This is a genomic window from Actinosynnema pretiosum (assembly GCF_024171695.1).
Taxonomy (GTDB): Bacteria; Actinomycetota; Actinomycetes; order Mycobacteriales; family Pseudonocardiaceae; genus Actinosynnema; species Actinosynnema pretiosum.
The window spans coordinates 142,333-157,446 of record NZ_JAMTCF010000006.1 but is presented as its reverse complement, the minus strand read 5'-3'; the positions used below and the strand labels follow the sequence as shown (position 1 = coordinate 157,446).

13 protein-coding genes are annotated in these 15,114 nt (G+C 72.4%); 6 read left to right on the top strand and 7 right to left on the bottom strand.

Translation table 11 applies throughout. The features are described from left to right. Positions 1 to 12: 12 nt before the first annotated feature. The 5 genes from LV78_RS14040 (at position 13) to LV78_RS14020 (ending at position 4,866) form a co-directional block, all read left to right on the top strand. Positions 13 to 360 carry a PE domain-containing protein gene (locus LV78_RS14040; RefSeq protein ID WP_253845706.1) on the top strand — a complete coding sequence of 116 codons (348 nt, stop codon included), beginning with the start codon at positions 13 to 15 and terminating at the stop codon, positions 358 to 360. Beyond that, complete coding sequence (locus LV78_RS14035) at positions 357 to 1,073, top strand: ESX secretion-associated protein EspG (RefSeq protein ID WP_253845705.1); 717 nt, start codon at positions 357 to 359, stop codon at positions 1,071 to 1,073. The genes LV78_RS14040 and LV78_RS14035 overlap by 4 nt, the downstream gene beginning before the upstream one ends. 101 nt (positions 1,074 to 1,174) lie before the next feature. Beyond that, the gene (locus LV78_RS14030; RefSeq protein WP_253845704.1) at positions 1,175 to 1,807 is read left to right on the top strand and encodes a TetR/AcrR family transcriptional regulator; all 633 of its coding nucleotides are present in this window, start codon (positions 1,175 to 1,177) and stop codon (positions 1,805 to 1,807) included. Beyond that, positions 1,804 to 3,378 (top strand): MDR family MFS transporter, encoded by a 1,575-nt coding sequence (locus LV78_RS14025; RefSeq protein WP_253845703.1) that lies wholly within the window; start codon positions 1,804 to 1,806, stop codon positions 3,376 to 3,378. Before LV78_RS14030 ends, LV78_RS14025 begins: the two co-directional genes overlap by 4 nt. Positions 3,379 to 4,113: 735 nt before the next feature. Next, on the top strand, positions 4,114 to 4,866 hold the full coding sequence (locus LV78_RS14020) for a helix-turn-helix transcriptional regulator (RefSeq protein ID WP_253845702.1): 753 nt from the start codon (positions 4,114 to 4,116) through the stop codon (positions 4,864 to 4,866). A gap of 53 nt (positions 4,867 to 4,919) precedes the next feature. On the opposite strand, the gene LV78_RS14015 is transcribed toward LV78_RS14020, so the two are convergent. After that, complete coding sequence (locus LV78_RS14015) at positions 4,920 to 5,258, bottom strand: STAS domain-containing protein (RefSeq protein ID WP_253845701.1); 339 nt, start codon at positions 5,256 to 5,258, stop codon at positions 4,920 to 4,922. Between the two features lie 239 nt (positions 5,259 to 5,497). Here LV78_RS14015 and LV78_RS14010 point away from each other — a divergent pair, with 239 nt between their 5' ends. Continuing rightward, a complete protein-coding gene (locus LV78_RS14010) occupies positions 5,498 to 5,707 on the top strand; it encodes a hypothetical protein (protein ID WP_253845700.1) in 210 nt (69 codons plus the stop codon). A 202-nt stretch (positions 5,708 to 5,909) separates the two neighbouring features. Here the strand turns inward: LV78_RS14010 and LV78_RS14005 are convergent, their stop codons facing one another. The 6 genes from LV78_RS14005 to LV78_RS13980 all read right to left on the bottom strand — a co-directional run bounded on the left by LV78_RS14005 (position 5,910) and on the right by LV78_RS13980 (position 15,091). Continuing rightward, positions 5,910 to 6,797, bottom strand: a complete 888-nt coding sequence (locus tag LV78_RS14005) for an aldo/keto reductase (protein ID WP_253845699.1) — start codon at positions 6,795 to 6,797, stop codon at positions 5,910 to 5,912. A 118-nt stretch (positions 6,798 to 6,915) separates the two neighbouring features. Continuing rightward, positions 6,916 to 8,118, bottom strand: a complete 1,203-nt coding sequence (locus tag LV78_RS14000; protein WP_253845698.1) for a benzoate/H(+) symporter BenE family transporter — start codon at positions 8,116 to 8,118, stop codon at positions 6,916 to 6,918. Continuing rightward, positions 8,115 to 9,407, bottom strand: a complete 1,293-nt coding sequence (locus LV78_RS13995; protein WP_253845697.1) for an MFS transporter — start codon at positions 9,405 to 9,407, stop codon at positions 8,115 to 8,117. Before LV78_RS13995 ends, LV78_RS14000 begins: the two co-directional genes overlap by 4 nt. Before the next feature lie 9 nt (positions 9,408 to 9,416). After that, complete coding sequence (locus tag LV78_RS13990; RefSeq protein WP_253845696.1) at positions 9,417 to 10,214, bottom strand: thioesterase domain-containing protein; 798 nt, start codon at positions 10,212 to 10,214, stop codon at positions 9,417 to 9,419. Further along, positions 10,207 to 13,374 (bottom strand): non-ribosomal peptide synthetase, encoded by a 3,168-nt coding sequence (locus LV78_RS13985; protein WP_253845695.1) that lies wholly within the window; start codon positions 13,372 to 13,374, stop codon positions 10,207 to 10,209. Before LV78_RS13985 ends, LV78_RS13990 begins: the two co-directional genes overlap by 8 nt. Positions 13,375 to 13,522: 148 nt before the next feature. After that, on the bottom strand, positions 13,523 to 15,091 hold the full coding sequence (locus tag LV78_RS13980) for a carbamoyltransferase C-terminal domain-containing protein (protein WP_253845694.1): 1,569 nt from the start codon (positions 15,089 to 15,091) through the stop codon (positions 13,523 to 13,525). Positions 15,092 to 15,114 lie beyond the last annotated feature (23 nt).

Sequence of the window (15,114 nt, the reverse complement as noted above, 5' to 3'; positions counted from 1 at the left end):
GCGGAGGCTGTCGTGTACCTCGATGACAAGCCCGGCGGGAGCGCGCCCGCCGGGTTCGACCACAGCGCGGGCGCGGCCGGGAAGTGCGCCCAGGACGTCGCCGCGCTGCTCGACGTCCTGGGCGAGGCGCGGGAGGTCCACCGGGAACTGGCGGAGGACCTGCCGCTCGGGTCCAGCCCGCACTCCGGGCACTTGGCGGCCGCGTTCGAGGCGCACCACCGCGAGGTCGGCCGCGCCTTGGCGGAGGCGGTGGCCGTGCTGGAGGACATCGGCGCCAACCTGTCCGCCGACGCCGAGTCCTACCGCTCCGCCGAGGCCGAGATCGTCGCGCTGCTCACCAAGCTGTGCGGGCCCCGGTGAACCACCTCCTCCTCACCGCCCGCGAGCTCTACCTCCTCTGCGAGACTGCCGCCGCCCCCTGGCCCCTCCCCCTCCCCGAGCCCCCCACCGCCCGCACCTGGGCCGACCACCTCGCCGACAACCGCCGGGTCTCCGCCTCCCTGCGCGCCAAGGGCCTGGCCGACCACCGGGGTCCCACCGGGCACCTCGCCGACCTCGTCACCGCCCTCCCCGGCGACCGCGTGCACTGGGAAGGCGCCTCCGGCGTCGCCGTCGGGGTCCGGGGCGGCGGGGTCGCGTTCGCGGTGCGGCCCTCCGGCAGCGGGTCCGACGTCACCGTCACGCCCTGCCTGCCCGACCTGCTCCCCGACGTCCTCCTCGCCGCCGAGCCCGTCCTCCCGCCCGCCGACTGCCTCCCCCTCACCGCGCCCGCCGCCGCCGTGGCCGCCGCCGGGCGGGCGCCCGCGCACGGGGCCTGGGAGGTGCTCACCGCGCACGGGGTCACCGGGTCCTCGGCGCGCGGGTGGACCACCCTGCTGGCCTCCGCGCTCGGTGGCGGTATGTGCACGGTTCGGCCCCGTGGCCACCGTTCGGGTGACGCACGTACGAGTCCTGTCCGCTGGCTCGACACCCGCCGTGGGCGGTTGCTCGTGGTCGAGCGGGACGGGTGGCTGAGCGCGAACCCGTTGCCCCAAGTGGAGCTCCGCCGTCTGGTCGCGGGAGCGTGCGGCTGACCAGCCGGTACCGGGACCGTCGGCCCGTTACCTTTCCGACATAAAAACTTCAGTCGCTGCAAACTTGCACTATGTGCAGCTTTCCGCCTACCCTCACTCGTATGGGGGAAGGCTTGCGCGACCGCAAGAAGCGGCTGACCAGGCAGGCGCTGGCCGACGCCGCGCTTGACCTGGTCGCCGAGCGCGGGCTCGACGGCATCACCGTCGAGGACATCGCCGCCGCCGCGGGCGTCTCCGCCCGCACCTTCTTCAACTACTTCGCCACCAAGGAAGAGGCCCTCCTCGGGCCCGACCCCGACGCGGGTCCGCGCCTCGCGCGCCGCATCCTCGGCCAGCCCGCCGAGCTGACCCCCGTCGCCGTGCTGCGCGCCGCCCTCCTCGCGGAACTGGCCGAGGAGACCGCGGGCCGCGACGAGTGGCTGCGCCGGATGCGCGTCATCGAGCAGAACCCCGTGCTGCTGCCCAAGGTCTTCGCCGCGGGCGAGCAGGTCGAGCGGCACATGGTGCGCGCGCTCGCCGAGCGCACCGGGCACGCCGAGACCGACGCCCACCCCATGCTCCTGGCCGCCGCCGCCAACACCGCGTTCCGCGTCGCCGCCTGGCGCTGGGCCAGCTGGCCCGCCGCCAGGGACGCGCCCCCGCTCACCGACCTGATCGCCGAGGCCTTCGACCTGCTGGCCTCCGGCTTCGCCCTCCCGAAAACCCCGCACCACCGATCCGACGAGGAAAGATGACCGACACCGCTCTACCGGCGACCGGGGCCCCGAGCGCCTCCCGCCGCGACGTGATCCAGGCGATGACGGGCCTGATGCTGGGCATGTTCGTGTCCATCCTGGCCTCGACCGTCGTCTCGAACGCCCTGCCGCGCATCATCTCCGACCTCGACGGCTCGCAGTCGGTCTACACCTGGGTCGTCACCGCCGAGCTGCTCGCGATGACCGCGACCGTCCCGCTGTGGGGCAAGCTCGCCGACCTCTACAGCCGCAAGCTGCTCATCCAGCTCTCCCTCGGCCTGTTCGTGGTCGGCTCGCTCCTGGCGGGCTTCTCGCCGAACGTCGAGGTGCTGATCGTCAGCCGCGTCGTCCAGGGCCTCGGCGCGGGCGGCATGACCGCGCTGTCCACCATCGTGATGGCCGCGATGATCCCGCCGCGCGAGCTGGGCCGCTACGCCGGTCTGTTCGGCGCCGTCTTCGGCATCGGCACCGTCGCGGGCCCGCTCATCGGCGGGTTCCTGGTGGACACCTCGTGGCTGGGCTGGCGCTGGTGCTTCTTCATCGGCGTCCCGTTCACCCTGGCCGCCATCGTGCTGCTCCAGCGCACCCTGCACCTGCCCCTGGCGCGCAAGGACTCGGTCAAGATCGACTACCTGGGCGCCGCGCTGATCACCGGCGGCGTCTCCACCCTGCTGATCTGGTCCACCCTCGCGGGCGGCTCGTTCGAGTGGGTCTCCGCCTGGTCGGCCGCGCTGGTCGGCGGCGGCGTGCTGCTGCTCGCGCTGGCCGTGTGGGTCGAGTCCCGCGCCGCCGACCCGGTGGTGCCGCTGCGCCTGTTCGCCAACCGCACGGTCAGCCTCACCACCATCGCCAGCGTCCTGGTCGGCGTGGCGATGTTCGGCGGCACGGTGTTCCTGTCGCAGTACTTCCAGATCGGCCTCGGCAAGACCCCCACCCAGGCGGGCCTGATGAGCCTGCCGATGGTGTTCGGCCTGTTCCTGTCGTCCACGATCGCCGGACAGCTGATCACCAAGTGGGGCCGCTGGAAGGCGTTCCTGGTCGCGGGCGCCGCGATCATGGTCGTCGGGATGCTGCTGCTGTCCACGATCGACGCGAACACCACCGTGCCCGTCGTCGGCGCGCACATGGCCGTGCTCGGCGTCGGCGTCGGCATGGTGATGCAGAACCTGGTGCTGGCCGCGCAGAACGACGTGCCCGCCAAGGACCTCGGCGCCACCACGTCCACGCTGACCTTCTTCCGCAGCCTCGGCGGCTCGATCGGCGTGAGCGCGCTGGGCGCGGTGCTGGCCAACCGGGTGTCCACCCTGATGGGCGAGAAGCTCACCGCGCTGGGCGTGCCCGCCGACATGCTCGCCAGCGGCGGCGGCCACACGGCGGTGCCGGACCTGTCCGCGCTGCCGGAGCCGATCCGGCTGGTGGTGCGCGACGTGTACGCCACGGCCACCGCCGAGCTGTTCCTGATCGGCGCGCCGATCGCGGCGATCGCGCTGATCGCGGTGCTGTTCATCAAGGAGAAGCCGCTCAAGGAGCAGAGCGGCGACGAGCGGCTGGCCGCGGAGCTGCCGCACTGATCCCGGCTCGCGCGTGAGCAGCGGCCCCCCGTTCCCAGTCAGGGAACGGGGGGCCGCTGCTTGCTCCGGACGGGTGCAGGCGTGCCGCCGGGAGCACCGTGGTCCCGCCGATCAGCTCGCGCGGTCCCGCCCCCTCGGCGGGACCGTGCGACCGGACCGGTGGGACGCGGCGGTCAGACGAGACCGCCCAGGAGAGCGCCGAGCAGGTTCTTCACCAGGTCGAGCAGTGTGCCGAGCAGACCCATCACTACCTCCTGTTTTCCCCTGAACTTGTCCGCTCACCCGAGCGGTAGGTTCAAAGGTAGGACGAGGGAACGACAAGGGGTAGCGTCCCCACCGGGACGGCCGCATCAACTCACTCGGCGGTGGGTAACACTTTCGCGCGTCACCCACATTGTGTGAATGGTGACGGCCCGCCCGTGCCTGGCGAACGCCGACGGGGACTGGGCCATTCGGACGCGCCTGCGGTGCGGTGTTACCCGCAGCAAGCTCCCGCGAACCGCCCTCCGCCGAACGGAACCCCTGTGCCGCAGTGCTTCGGGCGTCGATGCGATCAGGGCGTCGGGGGAGGTTCGCGCGCCGCCCCCGCGGCGGTTCGGCGGACCCCGGACGGGGCCCGGCGACGGGCATCCCGCATTCGGGCGGTTTTCCGAGGGCCCGTGTATTTGGCCAGGTCCCCTCCGCTCATGCACTAGTGGTGACCGGGGATTGCCACCGCACGGGGGGAACTTGGACATGACATCGACCTTGCAGGCGCGACCTCGCGCCGATCGCTTCGAGCGGCTGCTGTCCGACCGCTCCGGGGTCAGGCTGCTCGGCGTCCCGGAGGTGAGCGGGGCCGCGCGGACCCGGCTGCTGGACGAGTTCGCCGCGCTGGCCTCGGCGCGGGGGGCGCTGGTGGCCAGGGGACGGGCGCGCGGGGGCGCGTACGGGCTGTTCCAGGACGCGCTCGGCGCGGTCTCCGCGCACGGCCGCGAGCGCGACGTGGTCCTGCTGCTGCGCGGGCTGCTGCGGGCGCCGCGCGCGCTCGGCCTGACCGAGGACGAGCTGCGCCGCTCCGTCGACGCGGTGCTCGGCTCGCTGCCGGGACTGGTGCTGCTGCTCGACGACGTGCACCTGGCCGACCGGCCCTCGCTGGCGCTGCTGGAGCACCTGGTGCGCCGGGGACCGGGCGCGCCGCTGCTGGTGGTCCTGGCGCACGAACCGCGCTCGTGCCCGCCGCCGCTGGCCGCCCTGCTGGTCGCGGCGGAGCGCGAGTCGCTGGCCACGGTCGTGCGGCTGCCCGTCGACGGCCACCGGCTGACCCAGCGCGAGCGGACCGTCCTGGTGGTGCTGGCCGAGGGGCTGACGGCGGACGCGATCGCCCGCAGGCTCGACATCTCGCCGCGCACGGTGCACCGGCACCTCCAGCACCTCTACCGCAAGCTCGGCACCACCGACCGGCTCGCGACCGTGCTGCGCGCCCAGGAGCAGGGGCTGCTGGGCTGAACCGGGGGGGCGGGCGCGCGGAGGGGGAGTCCGCGCGCCCGCGTCCGGCGTGCTCACAGCGCTTCCGGGACCACCGCCTCCTGGACCGTCGGGTAGAGGTCGAGGAGCTGGTCGAGGGTCGTGGCCCGCATGGCGCGCACCATCGTCCTGGCCGGGGCGACCACGCGCAGCGGCGTGCCCTGCCGCGCGCCCAAGCGGTGGTGCTCCACCAGCAGCGACATGCCCACCGAGGCGAAGAACCGCACCTCGGTCAGGTCCACCACCACCGGCCCGCCCTTGTCGGCGGCCTCGGTGAACGCTGTGCGCAGCTGCCGCTCGAAACCGGGGGCGCTGACCGCGTCCACGTCCCCGCTGGCGTGCACGATCACGGGTTGCTCATCCTGGGCGGACATCCGACCTCCTCGTCGAACGCTGCTCATCCGAACATCCGAGGCTCCCAGGTCGGAGCCGCGTTGACCAGCGAGGACGAGCCTCGGGCCCTGCTCCATTCAGGGGTAATATGCGCCACAGTTCGACGTGGGCCGCGGCTGGGCACACTGCGGCGTCGCGCGGTCCTCGATTCCGCGGCGGGGAGAGCGCCGCGAACGGCGGGATGGAGTGCGACCACCCACCGGGACCTGGCGCCGCACGCGTGCTCCGAGCCCGGCGAGGGCGTCGTGACGGAGGGCGTGCGCACCACCGGCCTGCTCGGCCCGACGCGCCCTTCCCCACCGGCGACGACCCCGGCGGCCTGGTCGCCGCGCTGCTCGCGCCGTCCGCCCACCGCACCGAGGTGATCACCGGGGGCTGCCGACCGTGCGAGCTGCGCCCGAGCCCGGAGGACCGCGACGCCCTGCGCTGACGGCCGCGACTGCGCGGTGTCGCCGGGCAGCCGCGAGGTGCGCGTCACCGGGCCGGATCACCCGGTTCGACCTCGCCCGACCCACCGCGTCCGGCCCCGGCGCGCCCGAGCCGCTCGGGAGCGCCACCTTCCGCCGGACGCGCTCCGGGGCCGCCAGGGGTGGGTGGCGGGAGCTGCCCCGCCACCCGGCCCCGACCGCCCGCTACGCCTCGGGGATCTCGGCCCCCCACTCCTCCAGCGTGAACCCCTCCGGGTCCGGCCCGCCGCGCACGCCCCGGTCCAGCCCGTCGACCGCCGCCAGCTCCGCCTCGGTCAGCGCGAACCCGAGCACGTCGAAGTTCTCCGCGATCCGGTGCGGCTTCACCGACTTCGGGATCGCCGACCGCCCCCGCTGCAGGTGCCAGCGCAGCATCACCTGCGCGGGCGTGCGCCCGTGCTCGGCGGCGATCGCGGTGATCACCGGGTCCTCCAGCACGCTCACCCGGTCCGCGCCGCCCCAACCGGGGTAGAACGTGATCCCCCCGATCGGCGACCACGCCTGCGTCACGATCCCGCGCTCGGCGTCGGCCGCCTGCACGTCGGGCTGGGTGAAGTACGGGTGCAGCTCGACCTGGTTCACCGCCGGGACCACCCCGGTCTCGGCGGCGAGCCGCTCCAGGTGCGCGGGCGCGAAGTTGCTGACCCCGATCGCCCGCACCGCACCGTCCGCGAGCAGCCCCTCCAGGTCCCGGTACGCCTCCACGGTCAGGTCGAACCGGCGCGGGAACGGCTGGTGCAGGATCAGCAGGTCGATCACGTCCAGGCCGAGCTTGCCCGCGCTCTTGTCGAACGCGTGCCGCGTCGTGCCCCGCCCGTAGTCGTTGATCCACACCTTGGTCTCGACGAAGTACTCCGACCGGTCCAGCCCGGACTCCCGCAGCGCCCGGCCGACCTCGCGCTCGTTGCCGTAGGCCGCCGCCGTGTCCACGTGCCGGTAGCCGACCTCCAGGGCCGCCGCGACCGCGGCGGCGGTCTCCTCGGGCGCTGACTGGAAGACCCCGAGTCCGATGGCGGGCATCTCGACGCCGTTGTTGAGCTTGATGGTCTCCATGCCCTCCACGCTAGGCAGCCCCGGCGCGCCCTGACAGGGAGCGGTTCACCCCCTCTGGAGCGGGCGATCCGGGAACAGGAGCGCGAACCGGGCGACCCAGCGGCATCACCCGGCGGCGTCACCCGGCGGGGCGAACGCGGGTGACCGCGAAGTGGGCCGCCGTGCCGAACAGCAGCCCCCAGAACGCCGCGCCGACGCCCAGCAGGGTCACGCCCGACGCGGTGGTCAGGAACGCGATCAGCGCGCCCTCCCGGTGCGTGGCCCGCGCCGTGGCGTCGGTGATCGCCGCCCCCAGCGCGCCCAGCAGCGCCACGCCCGCCACCGCCGCCACCAGCTGTCCCGGCAGCGCCAGGAACACCGCCAGCAGCGTCGCGCCGAACGCGCCCACGCACAGGTAGAACACCCCGCACGACACCGCCGCCGCGTACCGCCTGCGCGGGTCCGGGTGGGCCTCCTCGCCGGTGCAGATCGCCGCCGTGATGGCGGCCAGGTTGATCGCGTGCGAGCCGAACGGGGCCAGCAGCGCGGAGGTCACCCCCGTCGCGCCGATCAGCAGCCGGTCCGGGGTCGGGTAGCCGGAGGTGCGCAGCACGGCCAGGCCCGGCGCGTTCTGCGACGCCAGCGTCACCACGAACAGCGGCACCCCGATGCCCACCGCCGCGCCGAGCGTGAACTGCGGCGCCGTCCACTCCGGGCGCGCCCACTCCAGCGACACCGCCGTCAACCGGGTGCCCGTCGCCAGCGCGGCGGGCACGCCCAGCAGCAGCCCGCCCAGCACCGCGTACCGGGCGCTGAACCGCTTGACCACCAGGTAGCCCACCACCACCGCGCCCACCACCAGCGGCGCCGTGCCCAGCGCGCGGAAGGCGTCCGCGCCGAACGAGAACAGGACGCCCGCGAGCACCCCGGACACGATCGGCGCCGGGATCACCGCCAGCAGCCTGCCGAACAGCCCGGTGAACCCCACCACCGCCATCAGCGCCCCGGCCAGCGCGAACGCCCCGATCGCCGCCCCGTACGGGTGATCGTCCAGGGTCGTCACCAGCAGCGCCGCGCCCGGCGTGGAGAACGCGGTCACCACCGGCGTCCGCGTCCACAGGCTCAGCAGCACGCAGGTCAGCCCGCTGCCCAGCGACACCGCCCACACCCACGACGTGGTCTGCCCCGGCGTCAGCCGCCCGGCCTCGGCGGCGGCCAGCACGATCACCATCGGCCCCGAGTACGACACCACCACCGCGAGCAGCCCGGCCACGACCGAGGGCAGCGACACGTCCCTGAGGAAGTGCCGCCGCCCCCGCTCGTGCGTGGTCCCGGCGCTCACGCCGCCGTCGGCTCCTCGACCGGCTCCGGCATGTCGCGCAGCCTGCTCACCGGCGAGATGATCAGCCCGACCACCACCACCGCCGACCCGGCCGCCGCCACGACCAGCGCGTTGCGCGCGCCGATCGCGTCCGCGAGCAGCCCGGCGACCAGGCCGCCGAGCGCGCCGCCGCCGAACAGCAGGGTCCGGAACGAAGCCGTCATGCGGCCCATCATGGACTGCGGCGTCAGGGTCTGCCGCACGGCCACGATGATCACGCCCGCGATCCCCAGCCCGAGGTAGGTGGTGAAGAACGAGGCGATGAACATGCCGATCATCAGCGGCCTCGGCCCGTCCGCCAGCACGATCAGCAGCGGCCCCAGCAGCAGGCCGCTCTGCGCGATGAAGTACGTCGGCCCGATCGGGAACCGGCCGACCACCCTGCGCGAGACCACGGCCCCGATCAGACCGCCGATCGAGGCCGTGCCGAAGATCAGGCCCAGCGTCTCGGAGGACAGCCCGAGCGCGCGCGTGCCGTAGAGCAGGAACATCGTCCAAGTGGTGATCATCGAGAAGTTGCAGCAGAACCCGATGATGGCCAGCCACCGCAGCAGCGGCTTGCCGAACACCCAGACCACGCCCTCCTTCAGCTCCCGGAACGCGTGCCGGTCCTCCTGCTTGACCGGCTTGGGCTCCTCGGTGCGGATGAGCAGCAGCGAGATGACCGACACCAGGTAGGTGCCGGTCTGCACGGCCAGCGCCACCGGCGCGCTCAGCCACGCCACGATCAACCCGGCCAGGCCGGGCCCGGCGACGTCGGCGGTGGACGAGCTGATGCCCATCTTGGCGCTGGCCTCGACGTAGTGCTCCGGCTTCTTCACCAGCGTCGGCACGTACGACATCCAGCTCAGGTCGAACAGCACCGACGCCACCCCGATGAGGCAGGCGATCACCAGCAGCGCCGGGATGGTCAGCTGGTCCAGCGCGTACAGCAGCGGGATGAGGCCGATCAGCGCCATCCTGGCCGCGTTCGTCCACAGCATCACCTGGCGCCTGCGCACCCGGTCGACCCAGATGCCCAGGATCAGCGCGAGCCCCAGGTACGGGGCCAGCTGGACGAAGCGCAGCACGCCGACCTGGCTGTCGGTGGCGTCGAGCGAGTGGATGGCGGTCAGCGGCAGGGCGAGGATGGTGACCTGGGTGCCGAGCAGCGAGACGGTCTCGCCCACCCAGAACTTCATGAAGTCGCCGTTGTGCCACAGGCTCTTGCCGGTGGCCCCGGCGGTCTGCTCGGAATCGGTGGTGGACACGGTTCGCCCCTAGTCGCCGAGGTGCTCGCGGACGAGCCTGGCCAGTTCCGCGAGCGCGTCGCCGGTCCAGATCGAGTGGTGGGTGCTGCCGGGCACGGTGTGCTCGACCAGCGCGGGCAGCCTCGGCGCCCAGCGCATGTCCTCGGCGGGGGAGCGCTCGGCCAGGACGTGCACCGACGGCCCCTCGTGCGTTCCCGCGACCTCGATGGCGTAGAACCCCGCCAGCAGGGCGCGGAACACCGCGTACTGCTCGCCGAGCACGTACGCGTCGAACTCCTCGGGCAGGATTCCCGCCGCCTCGACCTGCTCGAACACCTCCTCCGGGTCGGCGTCCGGCGGCCAGCCCTCGGCCAGCTCGTCGAGACCGGGCGGCGACACGTCCGAGGTGCCCGCCATGTCGCGCACGTACCGCACCAGCGTCTCCCGCTCCGGCGGCAGGTCCATCACGACCGGCATCCCCGCGTCCACCAGGAACAGCAGGCCCACCTCCGCGCCGCCCGCAGTGAGCAGCTTGGCCATCTCGAACGCCACCAGCCCGCCCAGCGACCAGCCCAGCAGCAGGTACGGGCCGTCGGGGCGGAACTCGCGCAGCACCTCGACGTACTCCCGCGCCAGCTCGGGCAGCGAGGACACCGGGGTCCGGTCGTTGTCGAACCCCGGCGCCTCGAACCCGAACACCGGCCGGTCGTCCAGCGAACGGGCGAGCCCGGCGTACGAGTACGCCGAGCCCGACACCGCGTGCACGCAGAACAGCGGGGTCTTGCCGCCCCCGCCGCCCAGCGGCACGATCCGCTCCAGATCAGCCATTCGCCTTGGCCTCGACCATCGCGTCGACGGTCTGCGAGATGGCGCCCACGGTCGCGTTGCCGTACAGCAGCCGCACCGTGATCCGGATCTTGAACGTCTTGTTGATCCGGCTCACCAGCCGCAGCGCCTGCAGCGAGTTGCCGCCGATGTCGAAGACGCTGTCGTCCACGCCGATCCGCTCGACGCCCAGCACCTCGGCGAAGCACCTCGCCACCTCGACCTCGGTGGGCGTGGTGGGCGCGTTGAAGTCCCGGTCGCCGCCGTCCTCCACCGGGTCGGGCAGCGCGTTGCGGTTGATCTTCCAACCGTCGTTGTTCATCGGGAACTTCTCCAGCGCCACCCACGCCGTCGGCACCATGTAGTCCGGCAGCGACGCGGCCAGGTGCTCGCGCAGCGCCTCCACCGGCGGAGCCTCGCCCACGGAGGTGAAGTAGCCGACCAGGCGGTTCTCCCCGCGCGGGTCCGGCCGCATCAGCACGACCGCGCGCAGCACGCCGGGGTGCCCCTGCAGCGCCGTCTCGATCTCGCCCAGCTCGATGCGCAGGCCGCGCAGCTTCACCTGGTTGTCGATGCGGCCCAGGAACTCGATCTGCCCCTGCGCGCTCCAGCGCACCAGGTCGCCGCTGCGGTAGACCTTGCTGGTCGGGTCGAACGGGTCGGTGACGAACTTCTGCGCGGTCAGCTCCGGCTGGTTCAGGTAGCCGCGCGCCAGCCCGCCCTCGGCGCCGCCGATCAGCAGCTCGCCGTTGACGCCCTTGGGCACCAGCCGGTCGAACCGGTCCACCACGTACACCTGCCGGTTGAGCTGGGGGCGGCCGATGGGCGGCGGCGACTTCCACTCGACCTGCTCGACGTGGTACTCGGTCTGGCCGATCGCGCACTCGGTGGGGCCGTACAGGTTCAGGTACTTGCGGCCGGGCAGGTTCCACTTGTTGACCAGCTCCGGCGGCAGCACCTCCGCCCCGCCCATCACGTACTTCAGGTCCGGGTACGGCCCCGGCTCCATCACCGACTGCATCGCGGGCGGCAGACCCGCGTAGGTCACCTTCTGCTCGCGCAGCAGCGCGGTCAGCGCCTCCGGCGACTGGGCGTCGTCGGGGGAGACCGCGACCACGCGCGCGCCCACCAGGAACGCCGTCCAGATCTCGCCCTGCGACATGTCGAAGTTCAGCGCGGGCAGCTGGAGCAGCCGGTCGGCCGGGCCGAAGTCGAAGGTCCGCTTGTAGGCCTCGCAGAAGAACGACACCGCGCGGTGCGCGATCATCACGCCCTTGGGCGTGCCGGTCGACCCGGAGGTGTACAGCACGTACGCCAGCGACTCGCGGGTGGTCCACTCCTCCAGCGGCGCGGAGTCGTCGACCTCCTCCACCGACGCCCAGTCGGTGTCGATCAGCACGGTCGACCAGTCGCCGCCGTCGGGCAGCACCCCGGCCAGCGGGGAGCGGCTGATCACCACCGGCGCGCCGGTGTCGCGGATCATGAAGTCCAGGCGGTTCGTCGGGACCTTCGGGTCCATCATCGCGAACGCGCCGCCGGACTTGAGCACGCCCAGCATGGCCACGTACGCGTCCAGGTCGCGGTCGATGACCACGGCCACGACCTTGCCGTGCGTCACGCCCAGCTCGCGCAGCCTGCGCGCCAGCTTGTCACCGCGCCGGTCCAGCTCGCCGTAGGTGATCTCCACGCCCCGGCACACCACCGCGACCGCGTCCGGCGTCGCCGCCGCGACCTGGGCGAACGCGACGTGCAGCGGCAGCTCGGAGTACTCGGCGTCCTCGCCCTTGCCCAGCGCCAGCAGCTCGACCCGCTCGGCGTCGGTGACCACCGGCAGCTGCGACAGCGTCAGCGAGGAGTCGGCCGCCGCGGCGGTCACCACCGAGCCGACGTGGTCCAGCAGCGCCTCGACCCGCCACCGGTCGAACAGGTCGGTGGAGTACTCGACCACCGCGCGCAGCGAGTCGCCGGACTCCACGAAGTCCACCGCCATGTCGAACCGCGACCCGGTCGAGGCCAGCGAGACCGGCTCGGCGGTGATGCCGGGCAGGTCGAGCGCGCCACCGGAGTTCGCGTCGCCCAGCAGCTGCATCGACACCTGGAACAGCGGGTTGCGGCCGGGCACGCGCACCGGCTGCACCCGGTCCACGATCAGGTGGAACGGCACCTCCTGGTGCTCGTACAGGTCGAAGTTCGCCTCCATGGTGCGCTGGAGCAGCTCGGCGAACGACGGGTCGCCCGACACGTCCGAGCGCAGCACCACCATGTTCACGAACAGGCCCACCACGGCCTCGGCGTCCGGGTCGACGCGGCCGAGCATCGGCACGCCGATCGGGATGTCCTCCTGGCCGGTGTAGCGGCTGAGCACCACGTTCAGCGCCGACGCCAGCACCATGTACAGCGAGACGCCGTTGTCCCTGGCCAGCGCGCGGGCGGCGGTCAGCAGCCCGTCCGGCAGGTGCTTGGTGATCGAGTCCGCCCGGTTCACCTGGGCGGGCGGGCGCGGCCGGTCGGTGGGGAACTCCAGCGTCGGCAGGTCCTTGAGCCGGTCCTCCCAGAACGCCAGCTCCTCCTCCAGCACCTCGCCGCGCATCGTCTCGCGCTGGGCGCGGGCGGCCTCGGTGAACCTCGAGGGCGGCTGGGGGAACTCCGGCTCGCGGCCCTCGACCAGCGCCCGGTAGGCGATCGCCAGCTCCGAGTTCACGATCCCCGACGACCAGCCGTCGGTGATGATGTGGTGCAGGTTCTGCAGCAGCACGTGGTCGTCCGGCGCGAACACCAGCACCCGGTAGCGGTGCAGCGGGCCGTTCTCCAGGTCGAACGGGCTGGTGGACAGCTCCTCCAGCGAGGCCGCGATCGCCGCGTCCCTGCCCGCCTCGTCCAGGTCCGGGTGCTCCAGCACCTCCAGCGCCACCTCGGACGGCGGGGTCACCACCTGGTGGGGCGTGCCGTCGGCGTTGTGGATGGTGACTCGTAACGCCTCGTGGCGCTCGACGACCAGGGTCAGGCACCGGTGCAGCACCGGCACGTCCAGCGGGCCGCGCAGCCGCGCGGCGAGCAGGATGTTGTAGGTCGTCAGCCCCGGTGAGAGCTGGTCGAGGAACCAGAGCTGCTCCTGGCCGAAGGACAGCGGCGCCTGGGTCTCGGCGTGCGTGGACGTGGTCATGTCGGGTACTTCTCTCCTTGCGGGGAACGTGCGGCGTGCGCGTGCCGCGCCCGGTGGGAACCGGACGCGGCACGGGCCTTGCAGGCAGTCGCCGAGTGGTTACGATCTTGCCCGAAAGCGCCGCCGTCGCGAGGGCCGAACGAGTGGATCAGCCCTTGCGCGGCGTGACGAACGTGTCGTTGATGACGTACCCGTCCAAGCCGTGCTTCTCGCCGTACTCGATCAGGTCGCTGGTGCGGTTGAGGAAGCCGCGACCGTTGTTGTTCAACGAGGTGTTGCACAGCACGCTGAACCCGGTCAGGTCCCGGAACGCCTCCAGCAGGTCCACGATGTGCGGGTTGCGCTCGCGGGTGACGGTCTGCGTGCGGGCGCTGCCGTCGACGTGCGTGATGGCCTTGAGCTGGTCGCTGGTGACCCGGTTGAAGTACAGCATGTACGGGTCGACGACCGAGCCCTCGAACCACTTGTGCGCGTCCTCCTCCAGCGCGATCGGCGCGATCGGGCGGTAGCCCTCCCGGCGCTTGATCGCGTTGAGCCGCACCGTGGTCTCCTCGGTGAACGGCGCGGCCAGGATCGACCGGTTGCCCAGCGCGCGCGGGCCCATCTCGTACCGGCCGCGCGCCCAGCCGATGATGTTGCCCTGCTCGATGTAGCGCGCCACCTCGGCGTGCACCAGCGGCCGGACCTCGTACTTGGCCGGGTCGGGCTCGACGTCCTGCACGAACTCCTCGCCCGAGTACACCGACCACTCGATGCTCGCGTCACCGGTGTAGTGCCACTGGGCGTCGATGCCGGTGCCCAGCGCCGAACCGCTGTCGTTCGGGCACGGCGGCACGAACACCGACTCGAACAGGCCGCTCTCGCGCCACTGCGCGTTCCAGTCGCAGTTCAGGCCGCAGCCGCCGGAGATCAGCAGCGGCAGGCCCTCCTTCATGTGCGCTGCCGCGTAGTCGTGGAACATGCCGAAGATGGCCTGCGAGTGCTTGGCGGCGGTGTTGCGGTACTCCTGCGAGTCGACGCCCTTGTTGTAGATGTGCGACCAGGCCATCTTGTCCTTGGACAGGTTCAGGATGATCTGCTCCTGCTTGAGGATGAAGTCGATGGTCTCCTTCTCCTCGGCCGTCACCGGGCCCTTCTCGGCGAACCCGGTCAGCGCCATCTGCTTGCCCGCGTCGTTGTAGCGGAACAGGCCGGTGCCCACCGGGAAGCCGGGGTCGGCCAGCGCGAACAGGTAGGCGTACTTGTTGCCGGGGTCGGCCAGGATGTGCTTGAGGTGGGTGGGGTTGCCCTTCTCGTCGATCCGGTAGAAGTCGCCGATGTTGCCCTCCCACACCAGCGAGTAGTACGCCTGGCCGGTGCGGCGCGGGGCCATGCCGAGCGAGGTGTAGATGTGCGAGCGCTCGTGCGTGGAGGAGAAGTAGCGCACCTTCTTGCCGAAGAAGGTGCCCTCCTCGTCCGAGATCGAGCCCTCGCCGACGCCGAAGTACCCGGTGCGGGACTGGGGTTCCACGGAGTGGAAGCCCTTGACCCAGCCGCCGAGCGCGACCACGTCGGGCGTGCGGTCGAGCATCCCGGCGGCCCGCGCGATCACCTCGCCGGTGAGCCGGTCGTAGCGCGGGTAGTTGTCCTTCTCCGCCTCCAGCGCGAACAGCAGCTTGCCGTCCTCGATGGCCGTGATGCCGCCGTCGTGACCCTCTTTGAGCGATAAGATCAGCATGTTCGTCACTTTCGGTTGTGCGT

What these genes read in the sequence shown, in the direction of transcription:
- LV78_RS14030 (WP_253845704.1), top strand. Translation starts at nt 1,175, where the DNA reads ATGGGGGAAGGCTTGCGCGACCGCAAGAAGCGGCTGACCAGGCAGGCG.
- LV78_RS14025 (WP_253845703.1), top strand. Translation starts at nt 1,804, where the DNA reads ATGACCGACACCGCTCTACCGGCGACCGGGGCCCCGAGCGCCTCCCGC.
- LV78_RS14020 (WP_253845702.1), top strand. Translation starts at nt 4,114, where the DNA reads ATGACATCGACCTTGCAGGCGCGACCTCGCGCCGATCGCTTCGAGCGG.
- LV78_RS14015 (WP_253845701.1), bottom strand. Translation starts at nt 5,258, where the DNA reads ATGTCCGCCCAGGATGAGCAACCCGTGATCGTGCACGCCAGCGGGGAC.
- LV78_RS14005 (WP_253845699.1), bottom strand. Translation starts at nt 6,797, where the DNA reads ATGGAGACCATCAAGCTCAACAACGGCGTCGAGATGCCCGCCATCGGA.
- LV78_RS13990 (WP_253845696.1), bottom strand. Translation starts at nt 10,214, where the DNA reads ATGGCTGATCTGGAGCGGATCGTGCCGCTGGGCGGCGGGGGCGGCAAG.
- LV78_RS13985 (WP_253845695.1), bottom strand. Translation starts at nt 13,374, where the DNA reads ATGACCACGTCCACGCACGCCGAGACCCAGGCGCCGCTGTCCTTCGGC.
- LV78_RS13980 (WP_253845694.1), bottom strand. Translation starts at nt 15,091, where the DNA reads ATGCTGATCTTATCGCTCAAAGAGGGTCACGACGGCGGCATCACGGCC.